The organism is Actinomadura miaoliensis (assembly GCF_039536785.1).
Lineage (GTDB): Bacteria > Actinomycetota > Actinomycetes > Streptosporangiales > Streptosporangiaceae > Spirillospora > Spirillospora miaoliensis.
Genome location: NZ_BAAAZG010000030.1, coordinates 61783 through 74515 on the forward strand (window position 1 = coordinate 61783; position 12733 = coordinate 74515).

Annotated in this window: 10 protein-coding genes and 1 tRNA gene; 3 read left to right on the forward strand and 8 right to left on the reverse strand. The window is 71.0% G+C overall.

What is annotated here, in order from left to right:
* The first annotated feature begins 14 nt into the window (after positions 1 to 14).
* Complete coding sequence (fdh, locus tag ABD811_RS22425; protein WP_344950979.1) at positions 15 to 3269, forward strand: formate dehydrogenase; 3255 nt, start codon at positions 15 to 17, stop codon at positions 3267 to 3269.
* Between the two features lie 4 nt (positions 3270 to 3273).
* Here the strand turns inward: fdh and selD are convergent, their stop codons facing one another.
* Positions 3274 to 4281: a selenide, water dikinase SelD gene (gene selD, locus ABD811_RS22430; protein ID WP_344950982.1), complete on the reverse strand. Its 1008-nt coding sequence runs from the start codon at positions 4279 to 4281 to the stop codon at positions 3274 to 3276.
* 51 nt (positions 4282 to 4332) lie between these two features.
* Between selD and ABD811_RS22435 the strand changes: the two genes are divergently transcribed.
* Positions 4333 to 4428: transfer RNA gene (locus tag ABD811_RS22435), tRNA-Sec, on the forward strand.
* Between the two features lie 298 nt (positions 4429 to 4726).
* Here the strand turns inward: ABD811_RS22435 and ABD811_RS22440 are convergent.
* The 7 genes from ABD811_RS22440 to ABD811_RS22470 all read right to left on the reverse strand — a co-directional run bounded on the left by ABD811_RS22440 (position 4727) and on the right by ABD811_RS22470 (position 11041).
* Complete coding sequence (locus ABD811_RS22440) at positions 4727 to 5836, reverse strand: serine hydrolase domain-containing protein (RefSeq protein ID WP_344950985.1); 1110 nt, start codon at positions 5834 to 5836, stop codon at positions 4727 to 4729.
* Between the two features lie 107 nt (positions 5837 to 5943).
* Entirely contained in the window at positions 5944 to 6825 is an 882-nt protein-coding gene (locus ABD811_RS22445) for a TIGR01777 family oxidoreductase (RefSeq protein ID WP_344950988.1), read from the reverse strand.
* 115 nt (positions 6826 to 6940) lie between these two features.
* On the reverse strand, positions 6941 to 7750 hold the full coding sequence (locus tag ABD811_RS22450; RefSeq protein ID WP_344950990.1) for a hypothetical protein: 810 nt from the start codon (positions 7748 to 7750) through the stop codon (positions 6941 to 6943).
* Between the two features lie 68 nt (positions 7751 to 7818).
* Positions 7819 to 9036, reverse strand: coding sequence for a helix-turn-helix domain-containing protein (locus ABD811_RS22455; protein ID WP_344950993.1), 1218 nt, complete (start codon positions 9034 to 9036; stop codon positions 7819 to 7821).
* A gap of 188 nt (positions 9037 to 9224) precedes the next feature.
* Complete coding sequence (locus ABD811_RS22460; RefSeq protein WP_344950994.1) at positions 9225 to 9422, reverse strand: hypothetical protein; 198 nt, start codon at positions 9420 to 9422, stop codon at positions 9225 to 9227.
* Between the two features lies 1 nt (position 9423).
* The gene (locus ABD811_RS22465) at positions 9424 to 9621 is read right to left on the reverse strand and encodes a hypothetical protein (protein WP_344950997.1); all 198 of its coding nucleotides are present in this window, start codon (positions 9619 to 9621) and stop codon (positions 9424 to 9426) included.
* A gap of 223 nt (positions 9622 to 9844) precedes the next feature.
* Positions 9845 to 11041, reverse strand: a complete 1197-nt coding sequence (locus ABD811_RS22470) for a helix-turn-helix domain-containing protein (RefSeq protein WP_344951000.1) — start codon at positions 11039 to 11041, stop codon at positions 9845 to 9847.
* 508 nt (positions 11042 to 11549) lie between these two features.
* Between ABD811_RS22470 and ABD811_RS22475 the strand changes: the two genes are divergently transcribed.
* The coding region (locus tag ABD811_RS22475; RefSeq protein WP_344951003.1) for an outer membrane protein assembly factor BamB family protein at positions 11550 to 12733 on the forward strand (1184 nt) is incomplete at its 3' end.

The following is a 12733-nucleotide window of genomic DNA, read 5'->3' on the forward strand; positions in this document are numbered from 1 at the left end:
GGAAAAGGACTGACATGGGCGTCCGCACATGGATCGAGTCCTGGCCGGTCTACCGGCAGCTCACCGGCGACGACCCGCTGGGACGCGGCGCCGCGGCCAAGAGCCGCCGCAGCGAACGGCTCGACCCCCGCGTGAACACCGCCGACCGCGTGGTCAAGTCGGTGTGCCCGTACTGCGCGGTCGGCTGCGGGCAGAACGTCTACGTCCAGGACGACAAGGTCACCCAGATCGAGGGCGACCCCGACTCGCCGGTCTCGCGCGGCCGCCTGTGCCCCAAGGGCTCGGCCAGCCTCCAGCTCACCACCGGCTCGGCCCGCGAGCACAAGGTGCTGTACCGGCGCCCCTACGGCACCGACTGGGAGCACCTGGACCTCGACACCGCCATGGACATGATCGCCGACCGGGTGATCGAGGCGCGCCGCGCCGGCTGGCAGTGGGAGGTCGACGGCAAGCGGGTGCGGCGGACGCTGGGCGTGGCCAGCCTCGGCGGCGCCACGCTCGACAACGAGGAGAACTACCTCATCAAGAAGCTGTTCACCGCCCTGGGCGCGATACAGATCGAGAACCAGGCGCGCGTTTGACACTCCTCCACCGTTCCCAGTCTGGGAACCTCGTTCGGACGCGGCGGCGCCACCACCTTCCAGCAGGACCTGGCGAACGCCGACTGCATCGTCATCCAGGGCTCGAACATGGCCGAGTGCCATCCGGTCGGGTTCCAGTGGGTGATGGAGGCCAAGGCGCGCGGCGCCAAGGTGATCCACATCGACCCGCGGTTCACCCGCACCAGCGCCATGGCCGACGTGCACGTGCCGCTGCGCGCGGGCAGCGACATCGCCTTCCTCGGCGGCATCATCAACCACGTCCTGCGAAACGACGCGTACTTCCGTGACTACGTCGTCGCCTACACCAACGCGTCGGTCATCCTGCGCGAGGACTTCCGCGACACCGAGGACCTGGACGGCCTGTTCTCCGGCTTCGACCCCGACAGCCGCAGCTACGACAACGCCACCTGGCAGTACGAGGGCCTGGAGATGCAGGCGGCCGCGGGGCAGCGCGACCAGGAGTACGACAGGCGCACGCAGGGCGCAGTCAAGCCCGAGGTCGCCGAGGCGGCGCGCGGCGAGGCGGCCGGATCCGGCGGTCCCTCCATCGCCGAGGGCCACCCCGAACGGGACCCGACGCTGCGGCACCCCCGCTGCGTCTTCCAGCTGCTCAAGCGGCACTACGCCCGCTACACCCCCGAGATGGTCGAGCGCGTGTGCGGCGTCCCGCAGGACGTCTTCCGCACCGTCTGCGACCTGATCACCAGCAACTCCGGTCGCGACCGCACCACCGCGTTCGCCTACGCGGTCGGGTGGACGCAGCACACGGTCGGCGTCCAGTACATCCGGGCGGCGGCGATCCTGCAGCTCCTGCTCGGCAACATCGGACGCCCCGGCGGCGGCATCCTGGCGCTGCGCGGGCACGCCTCCATCCAGGGCTCCACCGACATCCCCACCCTGTTCAACCTGCTGCCCGGCTACATCCCCATGCCGCACGCGCACGCGCACGAGGACCTCGACACCTACGTGCAGGCCGAGGCGGCGCGGAAGGGCTTCTGGGGCAACATGCGCGCCTACCTGGTCAGCCTGCTCAAGGCGTACTGGGGGGACGCGGCGACCGCCGACAACGACTACTGCTTCGACTACCTGCCCCGCCTGACCGGCTCCCACAGCACCTACGAAACGGTCATGGCCCAGCTCGACGGCGTCTGCAAGGGCTACTTCCTCATGGGGGAGAACCCCGCCGTCGGATCCGCCAACGCCAAGATGCAGCGGCTCGGCATGGCCAACCTCGACTGGCTGGTCGTGCGCGACTTCTCACTGATCGAGTCGGCCACCTGGTGGAAGGACGGCCCGGAGATCGAGACCGGCGAGCTGCGCACCGAGGACATCGCCACCGAGGTGTTCTTCCTGCCCGCCGCCGCGCACACCGAGAAGGACGGCAGCTTCACCAACACCCAGCGCATGCTGCAGTGGCACCACGCCGCCGTCGAACCGCCGGGCGAGACGCGCAGCGACCTGTGGTTCACCTACCACCTCGGCCGCCTCATCCGGGCCAAGCTCGCCGGGTCCACCGACGAGATGGACCGTCCCGTCCTCGACCTGACCTGGGACTACCCGGTCAAGGGGGAGATCGCCGAACCCGACGCCGAGGCCGTCCTCGCCGAGGTCAACGGCCGTGCCGCCGACGGCCGTCCGCTCAGCGCCTACACCCAGCTCAAGGACGACGGCTCCACGTCCTGCGGCTGCTGGATCTACTGCGGCGTCTACGCCGACGGCGTCAACCAGGCCGCCCGCCGCAAGCCCGGCCGCGACCAGAACTGGGTCGCCCCCGAATGGGGCTGGGCGTGGCCCGCCAACCGCCGCATCCTCTACAACCGCGCGTCCGCCGACCCGGACGGCAGGCCGTGGAGCGAACGCAAGGCCCTCGTCTGGTGGGACGCCTCCCAGGGCCGCTGGACGGGCCACGACGTGCCCGACTTCGTCCCCGACAAGGCCCCCGACTACAAGCCCCCGGAGGACGCGCGCGCCGCCGACGCGCTCGCGGGCAACGACCCGTTCATCATGCAGGCCGACGGTAAGGCGTGGCTGTACGTCCCCAGCGGACTCGTGGACGGCCCCCTGCCCGCCCACTACGAACCCCAGGACTCGCCGTTCACCAACCCGTTCTACGGGCAGCAGCGCAACCCCGTACGGCACCTGCCGCCCCCGCACCCCGACAACCGCTACCAGCCCGTCGGGTCGGAGGTGTATCCGTACGTGGCCACCACGTACCGGCTCACCGAACACCACACGGCCGGAGGCATGTCGCGCTGGCAGCCGTACCTGGCGGAACTCCAGCCCGAGTTCTTCTGCGAGGTGTCGCCGGAGCTGGCACGGGAACGCGGCCTGGAACACCTGGGCTGGGCCACCATCATCTCCGCCCGCAACGTGATCGAGGCGCGCGTCCTCGTCACCGAGCGCATGACGCCGCTGACGGTGAACGGCCGGACCCTGCACCAGATCGGCCTGCCCTACCACTGGGGCCCGAACGGCTACAGCACCGGCGACGCCGCCAACGAACTGATTCACATGGCGCTCGACCCGAACACCCACATTCAGGAGACCAAGGCCATCACCTGCGACATCCGCCCGGGCCGCCGCCCGCGCGGCCCGCAGGCCCTGGCCCTGGTCCGCTCCTACCGCGAACGCGCCGGCATCACCGACACCACCGGCACCGAGGTGTGACGCGCTACCGGATGACCAGCGTGTGCTCCCGCCGGGGGACCAGCTCGCCGATCACGGGCGCGCCGGGGATCTCGCCCGCGACGAGCAGGCCGCCCGACGTCTGCGCGTCCGCCAGCAGCAGCCGCGTCTCCTCGTCGATGTTCCCGAAATCGGTGTGCGGGTCGACCCACGCCAGATTGCGCCGCGTGCCACCGCTGACGAACCCGTCCCGCACCGCCTGCCACGCGCCGTCCAGATACGGGACGGCCGCGGCGTCGACGACGGCCGTGACGTTCGACGCCCGCGCCAGCTTGTAGAGGTGCCCCAGCAGCCCGAACCCGGTCACGTCCGTGGCGCACTCGGCCCCCGCCTTGAGCGCGGCCTCCGAGGCGTCCCTGTTGAGCGTGACCATCGTCCGCACGGCCTCCGCGAACACCTCACCCGTCGCCTTGTGCCGGTTGTTGAGCACCCCGACGCCGAGCGGCTTGGTCAACGACAGCGGCAGCCCGGCGCGCCCCCGGTCGTTGCGCAGCAGCCGTCCGGGGTCGGCGATGCCCGTGACCGCCATCCCGTACTTGGGTTCGGCGTCGTCCACGCTGTGGCCGCCGCCGACATGGCAGCCGGCCTCCGCCGCGACGTCCAGCCCCCCGCGCAGCACCTCCCGCGCCAGGTCGAACGACAGCACGTCCCGCGGCCACGCCAGCAGGTTCACCGCCACCAGGGGACGCCCGCCCACCGCGTACACGTCCGACAGCGCGTTCGCCGCGGCGATCCGCCCCCAGTCGTAGGGGTCGTCCACCACGGGAGTGAAGAAGTCCGCCGTCGCCACCACGGCCGGGCCGTCGTCCGGCACCCGCACCACGGCCGCGTCGTCGCCGGTCTCCAGGCCGATGAGCACCTCCGCGCCGGACGCGCTGGGCGCGACGGCCAGCCCCGCCACCACGTCCTCCAGTTCGCCGGGCGGGATCTTGCACGCGCACCCGCCGCCCCGCGCGTACTGCGTGAGCCGGATGGTACCTTCGGTCCTCGTCATCGCTCCCTCTTCTCGGTGTGATGGCCGTCAGCCCGGGTATGCGCCGGTGCTGGAGGCGTCTGGGTGCCTGGTGGCCCCCCCGACCTTCAAAGTCGCGGTGTCCGAGGTTCTCGGACAGGCGGGTTCGATTCCCGTCCGCCTCCGCCATGAACCTTTCCCGCACGGGAGACGACCGCACGCGCCGGATCGCGGCGCGACGGATCACCTATGCCCCCCACGGCGCGACGCGACTCCTGCGAAACGACGCGAGTACCGCGTAGTGGACATGAAAGCGCCTTCTGCCGTCCCGCGCCGGGGTACCCCATGATCGGTATCGCCCCCCGACCCTATGGGCCGACACCGTGCCCCACCAGGACCATGATCATCAGCGGCGGCGCGACCGGCCCGCGGCCCCGCGCCGCCTACACCGAGGGACTCCTCCGCCCTTTCGCCGGCCGAGTGACGCTCACGCGCAGAGAGCGGCGGAGACGGCCGCCTCGTGATCGTCCTTCTGTGCCCGGGTGCCGCCCGGATTGAGGTTCACCATGACGGTGACCTGCCTGCCGTCGACGGTCGCCCCGGAGCGGGCGGTGAAGCCGAGCATGTCCCCGCCGTGCCCCCAGAACTCGCCGTCGCAGCCCTTCAACGGGAACTTCTGCAGGCCCAGCCCGTACTCCGCGCCGGACTCGTTGCCGGTGGGTCTCGTCGTCATCATCTCGCGCTGCTGCGCGGGCCGCAGCAGGCCGCCGCGCAGCAGCGCGGCCAGGAAGCGGTTCAGGTCACGGGCACTGGAGATCATGTCTCCGGATCCCGCCGCCATCGTGGGGTTGAGTTCGGTGAGGTCGAGCAGCTGTGTCCCCGTCCGCACGTATCCGCGCGGATGGCGCCCGGGGATGCCGGTTCGATCGCCGGGTACGGAGGTGTCCGTCAGGCGCAGCGGCTTCAGGATGCGCCGGTGGATCTCCTCCCCGTACGTGCGGCCGGTCACCCGCTCGATGAGCATCGCGGCCAGCGTGTAGTTGGTGTTGGAGTAGTCCCACCTGGCACCGGGTTCGAACAGGCGCGGATGACTGAGGGCGATCTCCACGAGCTCCCGCGGCTCCCAGTGCCGGAACCGATCGTTGATCAGCTCCGAAGGGGGCAGATGGTCCAGGACGTCGGGCAGGCCGCTGGTCTGCTGCAGCAGATGCCGTACGGTGACGGGCTTCTCGGCGGCGCCGTCGCCCAGCAGCCCCGGCAGGTAGTCCTCCACCGGCGCGTCCAGGTCCACCTTGCCCTCGCCCACGAGCTGGAGCACCACCGTCGCCACGAAGGGCTTGGTGAGGCTGCCGATGCGGAACCGCCCTCCGCGCGGCATCGGCGCCCCGGTCCGCAGGTCTCCCACTCCTTCGGCGACGGCGGTGCGACCGTGCCGCCCGTCCACCACCGCCTGCGCGCCCACCGCGCCGTCCTGCGCCGTCAACCGCCGCACCACCTGCCGCAGCTCCGCGTACTCCGAGTCCGCGACCGCCGGCTGCCCCGTCAACGCGACCGTCAGCGCCAGGGCCCCGCTCAGCATTCCCACGTGTCTGATCATGCGACCCACGCTAGAAACGGCGCCCTCGAACAGCCGTCACCCGCAAGAGCCAACTCCCCTCTGCCCCCGAAGAGCCAACCCCTGTCCCGCGATGGTGAGCCAGCCGCTCAGTTGGATGTGGCCGCCGCGAGCGCGGCGGTCACATCGGCGTGTTCGAAGACGAACCCCGCCTCCTCCAGCCTCCGGGGCAGCACCCGCTGGCTGATCAGCGCCCCCTCGTCCGCGAACTCCCCGAGTGCGAGCCGCAGCGCCGGCTTGGGCACCGCCAGCACCGCCGGCCGCCCCACGGCCCGCGCCAGCGCCCGGGTGAACTCGGCGTTGGTCACCGGCCGCGGCCCCGTCAGGTTGACGGGACCCTCCAGATCGCCGTCCAGGAGGAACCGGAGCCCCGCCACCTCGTCATCGAGCGAGATCCAGCTCATCCACTGCCGCCCGTCGCCGAGCCTGCCGCCCAGGCCCAGCCTGAACAGCGGCAGCATCCTGCCGACCAGCCCGCCCCGTCCCAGCACGACCCCGGTGCGTGCGAACGCGACCCGGACGCCCGCCTCCCGGGCCGGTGCCGCGGCGGCCTCCCAGTCCCGGACCACACCGGCCAGGAATCCGCCGCCCACCGGCGCGGTCTCGTCGACCTCGCGATCACCGGTGTCCCCGTAGAAGCCGATCGCCGTCCCGCACACCAGCACGCGCGGGCGCAACCGCGCCATGGCCTCCGCGACGGTCCGCGTCCCGCGCACCCGGCTCTCGCGGATCTCCCGCTTGTAGGCGGCGCTCCACCGGCGGTCGCCGATCCCGGCCCCGGCCAGGTGGACCACCGCGTCCACACCGGCCAGCGCCTCGGTGTCGGCCGTCCCGCCCGGCTCCCACCGGACCTCCCGCGGCCCCGCGGGCTCCCGGCGGACCAGCCGCAGCACCTGGTGCCCATCCGCCTCCAGGCTCCGGACCAGCGCCGTCCCGATCATCCCGGACGCCCCCGTCACCGCAACCTTCATCAACCCACCATAGGCGAGCGGCCCCGCACCCAGGGAGAAGGGTTCGTTCAGCAGGGGGCGCCCCGAGCGCTGAACGTCTCCTTGGCCGACCCATCTCAGTGCTGGATTCGGTCGGTCACGGTTGCCTGCCGAGCCGGTAGTCGGCCCACCGTCGGGCGAGGCGCGCGTGCAGGGCCACCCACTCTGCGGTGTTGGACTGGGCACTGATCCGCCATTTCTCGGCGAACACTTCGGAGAACAGGTCGATGTCCGCCGGCTCCGCGTCACCCCAGGACGGGAACTGCGCGATCCAGTCGGCGGCCCCGGCGGGTGTGTGGCCGGCCTTGAGCAGCCAGGGGATGAGCAGGCCCAGCTCGACCCACGCGGCGCCACGCGAGACGAACGCCCAGTCGACCAGATGGGCGCGGCCGCCGGAAGCGATGAGGAAGTTGTCTTCGTTGAGGTCGGCGTGCAGCAGCGCGTTCCCGGCCATCGGGGAGACGTCCTCGGCGACCGAGGACCAGCGCCGCTCCACCCGCATCCGGACCACGTCCGGGCAGGGCGTGGCCTGGAGGGCGTGAACGGTCTTGGCCAGGATCTCAAGGTCGGACGACCCGGGGGAGAAGTCGGCGGGACGTCCGTCGACGTGCTCGAACCCGAGGGCGAGCCACCCTCCGGCCTCGGCCTGCCACAGAAGCCGGGGGGCGAACTCGGTGACATGCGGGTTGACCGCGGCTTCGCGACGCAACGACATCACCTCCGGGCCGTCGCGGTCGGCCAACTTCCGTGCGGCCTTGACGAACATCCGCCCTTTGGCCGTGCGCACCATTGCGGCGATGTCCGCGTGGTTGCCCGCCGGCGCCGGGACGACCCGCGTGATCGGGCCGGTGCCGGCCTCGATCTGGTGCCGGAGCTGCTCGGGCAGGTCGGTCCAGTCGCTGCGCATGAGGCTCTTCCAGGTCAGAAGGAGATGGCGAACGGTCCGTCCGGCCGCGGGGCGGGTCGGCGGAGTCGTCAGTGCGGGATGCCCATGCGGGCGGCGAGGCCGCGTAGTTCACGGCCGGCTGCTTCGATGTGGGCCTGGCTGAGCAGGACCGCGACAGTCTCTTGCACCGGCTTGTGGTTGCGGATCCACTGCGGTGCTGCCGCCTCGGCGCGGCGCAGCCAGCGAACGGCTTCATGTCTCGTCCTGCGGTCGCGGGCCAGGCCGCGCCCGACGTCGGCGAGGTACGCGGCGTGGCGGCCACGCCTGTGCGCCAGCTTTGTCTCGTCAACGCGCCCGGCGAGTTCCATGACGCCGCCGCCCTGCTGTCCGCACTCGACGTTGACGGCCACGTTCCACACGTTCACGTTGGTGGTGGAGAAGCTCATCCAGTTCTCGTCCGGCGAGTCGGGCAGGTGTGACGCGAGGTCGGCGGCTTCGTGGATCCAGTCGCCCGCGCGGGCGGCGTCATGGTCCACGGCCGCTGCCAGCGACGCGGTCAGGGCGAGCATGCCCAGCACCTGCTTGCCGTGCGGACTGTCCGCATGTGGTTGCAGCGCGGCCGCGGCGCGTTCGGCGGCGAGGAGGGTGCGCCTCCAGGAACCGGCGCGTGGCATCGTGTGCACGCGGCAGAAGGCGGCCTCACCGCGCCGTACGGGATCGTCGAGGAGCGTGGCCGCCTCCTCGGCACGTACGGCCGCCAGGTGCGCCAGGTCGGGATAGCCGAGATCCTTGGTCGTGAACGTCGCGGCGGTGCACGCCTGCACGAGTGTTTCGAGAGCGAGTCTGGAGGCGGCCTCGTCGGCGGGGGCGGCGACGTGCAGGTGAAGCTCGTCCAGCAGATCGGGCAGGGCCTGGCCAACCGTGACGTAGTCGCATGCCTGGTGATAGGGCTCGATCCGTCGCATCTCCGCCACCAGTTGCTCCAGCGGCCGGGCGCGTTCCACGGCGGGGGCGGTGAGCGAGTTGGTCTGCAGGGCCAGCCGGATCGGCGGGATCACGGCGTGCGGGTCGGATCGGGCAGGGCCGCGTCCCAGGTGAGGACCGCCGACAAGGTCGGTCTCGGAGACCTGGAGCGCGTGCGCGAGCGCGGAGATGTGGGACCGGCGGTCCAGGGCGCGCCTGCCGTTCTCGACCTTGGACAGGTATCCCTTCGACAGCCCGGAGAGCCCGGCGAGCGTCTCCAGCGACATGCCGCGCAGACGACGCAGGGTCCGCAGCCGCGCCCCCATGGTGACGTTGTCGTCCATCCGCCCCGCACCTCCTCAGCGTGCCGCCGACTTCAAACTACGGCGTGGCGGCCAGACCGCGCGGGCTTTGGCTGACTGCGTCGCCTGGGTGTGGGCGTGGAGGGAGTGGCGGCGGCGCGGTGGGAAGGGGCCGCGCCGCCGCCGGCCGGGGCCCCGGCCGGCGCCGTCAGGTCCCGGGGCCCCGGGGTCTAGGTGTCGTTGACTCTCAGCAGCAACCGGCGCAGTTCCTCGGGGGTGTCGGCGTCGAGAGCCGACTCGCCGTTGTTGACCTGCTCGCCGGGCTTGGGGCCGCGCGTGGCCCACCATCGGTGCCGGTCTGTGTGGAGGATCGACCAGCCGGGGAACTCCTCCCGGAGCGCTGCCTTGATCCGCGAGATGTCACCCATCTCAGCCGCGCGCTCCCGGTCTCGGCACCGCGCCCGCTGACCGTTGCCAGGCGCGTATGACCTGGTGGGCGAGCTGCTCGGGCGTCGGCGCGTAGAACGTCCGGCCCGCGCGGTCGAAGATGAACCACTCACGGCTGTACTCGCCGTAGCCCGCGATCGCCCCGGGGAAACGCCGCATGAGCTCGCGCTCGATCCTCACGCGGGTCTCTTCCCACGCCCGTGCCTTCTCGGCGGACGAGCCGGACCGGCGTGCGGGGCCCGTGGCGGTCGTGGTCGATGAGATGCACTGCGTCACGCGTCACAGACTCACGGTGATCGGTCGTGAGTGCCAGGGACAGGATGTGCGGACGTCACCGTCCGCATCCGGTCACGCTAGGTCACTGCGTCCTACTCAAGGGGACGATGGTCAATGGACTGGAGCGTTAGTCGTCGACGCCGAGCGCCTTGGCCAATTCGCGGGTGGCGGGGGTCAGCCGCCTCTCCGTCTCGCGGATGTCTCTCGTCAACGAGCGGGCGATCCGCTGGTGCCGGAACCAGACCGGCGCCACCTCCCGGGCTTCCAGCAGCGTCGCCGCCGCCGCGCTTCGATGCCCGGCATCGAATCTCGCCTGCGCGACGTCCATCAGATGTGCGCCCCAGGAGATGCCCTTCAGGTCGCCCGGATGGTCTTTCGACGGCGGCCGGATCCGCTTGGCGGCCTTCAGAGCCTCGCCCGGCTTTTTCAGGACGCTGTAGGCATATGTCGCCTGCATCGCCACGGTGGGCGGGGCGAAGGACGTGTGATAGACGTGCACACGACGCCCCAGCCTCTCGGCACCCGCTCCGGCCAGCCGCAAATACTCGTCGGGCGTGCGCTCCTGGGCGACGGTCGGAGCGATGGCGGTCATCAGCAGATTGCCCCACGCGGCGATTTCCTTCTCGCCGTCCCGGAACGACGGCTCGATTCGAACCGCCATGTCAGCGGCGACTCTCTCCGACTCGGCGTAGCGGCCTTGGTGGAGCAGAACCCACGAGTACTCGGCGTGCATGGTGGCCCACAGCAACTTGTCGTTGCCGGTGTGCGCCACGATGATGGCCCGCTCGGCCGCTACGAGACCGAGGTCCGTTCGTCCGATCTGCGTCATGAGGTTGGACGCCAGCGCGTAGGCGAGTGCCAACGGCTGGACGGCGGGCGCTCCCAGCGCCGAGTGAGTGATGCGGGCCTCGCCTATGAGGCCGGGGAGGGCGGCGAGGACTTCGCCGAAATCGCCCGCCCAGTAGTGGCCCCATGCTCTGGACACCGCTCGTTCCAGTTCGTCCAGCGGTGTCGGCTCGCCGTCGTCGTCGGTGTCCATCCCCGGGAGCAGGGACGGCGACAACAGCACGTCCCGGACCGCCAGGACGCTGCCGCCGTCGCGGTCGGCGCCGAGCCGGTCGCGCCGGTCCACCAGGTGGGAGATCTCGACGTCGAGGGCGTTGGCCAGCTTCGCCAGCGTGGTGATGCGCGCCGATTCGCGGCGTCCCTGTTCGAGCTTGGAGACCAGGTCCACGCTGACACCGGCGGCCTGCGCGAGACCCTCCTGGGTCATGCCGCGCTCGCGCCGGGCGAGCCTGAGACGTTCGCCGATCGTGCCGGACATAGGCGCTGCACCTTTCCTGGACGTCTCGACATTCCTCAGGCTAAGGCGCAGGGCCTGAGCGCGTCATGGGTCTTTGTCAGGACAGCGGGTGTCCTCAATCGTTTCGGGCTCGCTTTTCCCTCATTCCGGTCGATTTGCGTGGCCCGAATTCGTCGACAGCCGACTGCGGTCGTCGGTGTCGCTGTGTGCCGCCGATTAGGTGAGCTGCACGAAGTAGCCACCGGCGGCGGGGTTATCGGCGTGTACGGCGGCCAGGTGCGCAAAGCTGGACAGTTCAGGTTCTCGGCGCGCAGGCCTGTGCGAGGGCTTTCAGGGCGACTCCGGGCTGTGGTGGCAGGCCGGAGCTTGATCTGGACGACCATGAGACTCGGTGCGGTAGAAGTGGCGCGCGCCGCACCGCGTCCGGGCGTGCGTTCGTGCCCGTTGGCGGGGGCGGGGTGACGGTCGAAGGGGTCATTGACAAGATGCGGCGGACGGGGTGAGCCGCCGTGTTCTCCGGGAGGTCGTGATGATCGCAAAAAGTCGTATCGCCCTTGTCGTGCTGGTCATGGTGGGGGCGGCGGCCTGCGGTGGAGGAGACGACAAGACGCCGAGGGCGGAGAGCCGGAAGACCGAGGTGCCCTACAACGGCCCTGTGCTTCCGGGGGTGGAGGGCAAGCCGGTGTGGAGTGCGCCGAGCCCAGGGGCCTCGGTGCTGCTCGGTTACGGCAACGCCGTGGCGATGCTCAGCGCTCACCAGGGATATCAGGTGACCGTGCTGGACGCCGCCACAGGGAAGACCCTTCAACGGCATCAGCTCGACGTGGTCGAGCAGCCCACCCTGCTCAGTGGCGAACCGGTGCGTCTCCTGCGGGACATCGTTCAGGGACGGCCGGTGGCGGTGGTGCGCTTCATCGAGCGGGTCCCGGCCTCCGGCACCTGGGGGGAACACGAGCAGCTCACCGACCTGGTCCTGGACACCACGGGCAGGCGACTCTGGCGAACTCCTCCCAACGGCGGCGGTGACCGCATCACTCACAGGGACCGGGGGACGTTCGACGGCGGGTACGCCATCTCGCACACCAAGGGGCAGGGCACTCCGGACAGGGAGCCCAAAGGCACGACGCGTTTCCAGCCGATCAGCGGTGGCGGCCCCGTCGACGTTCCTTCGAGTTACGACAACGACGACCTGTACGACGTCGTCGGGGACAAGGCCGTGATGCGCGAGGACAAGGTGCTCGACGACGGAGTCAGAGCCGTCGACCTCGCCCAGGGAGGCAAGGTCGTCTGGCGGGTGCCGAAGGCCGTGCATGTGGCCACCGCCGGAACCAACGTGCTGCTCAGGACGACCAGCGGACGCCTCCGGCAGATCGACGTGGCCACCGGGCAGCGCCGCACCGACGTCCCGCTGTCGGAGGTCAGCGGCGACCAGTACGGGTTCGGGGTCGACCAGGTCCGCACGTGGGCGTTCGACCCGCAGACCCGTGCGCTCATCGGCAGCGGCCAGCGCACCGTCATCATCGACGGGGACACGGGACGGGTCCGCTGGCGCCAGGACGGCCCGAACCCTCGGCCGATGACCCCGGTCGCCTCCGCCGCAGGCGTGACGTTCATGGCGCTCGAACAGCAGCAGGGTTCCGGTCAAGCCCAGCCGGGCCCGGGGGGATTCCTCGCCCTGGACAACCGAACGGGGCGGGTGGTGGCCGACAACAT

Coding starts and splice junctions, on each gene's coding strand:
- selD (WP_344950982.1), bottom strand. CDS start 4,281: ATGACGAGGACCGAAGGTACCATCCGGCTCACGCAGTACGCGCGGGGC.
- ABD811_RS22440 (WP_344950985.1), bottom strand. CDS start 5,836: ATGATCAGACACGTGGGAATGCTGAGCGGGGCCCTGGCGCTGACGGTC.
- ABD811_RS22445 (WP_344950988.1), bottom strand. CDS start 6,825: ATGAAGGTTGCGGTGACGGGGGCGTCCGGGATGATCGGGACGGCGCTG.
- ABD811_RS22450 (WP_344950990.1), bottom strand. CDS start 7,750: ATGCGCAGCGACTGGACCGACCTGCCCGAGCAGCTCCGGCACCAGATC.
- ABD811_RS22455 (WP_344950993.1), bottom strand. CDS start 9,036: ATGGACGACAACGTCACCATGGGGGCGCGGCTGCGGACCCTGCGTCGT.
- ABD811_RS22460 (WP_344950994.1), bottom strand. CDS start 9,422: ATGGGTGACATCTCGCGGATCAAGGCAGCGCTCCGGGAGGAGTTCCCC.
- ABD811_RS22470 (WP_344951000.1), bottom strand. CDS start 11,041: ATGTCCGGCACGATCGGCGAACGTCTCAGGCTCGCCCGGCGCGAGCGC.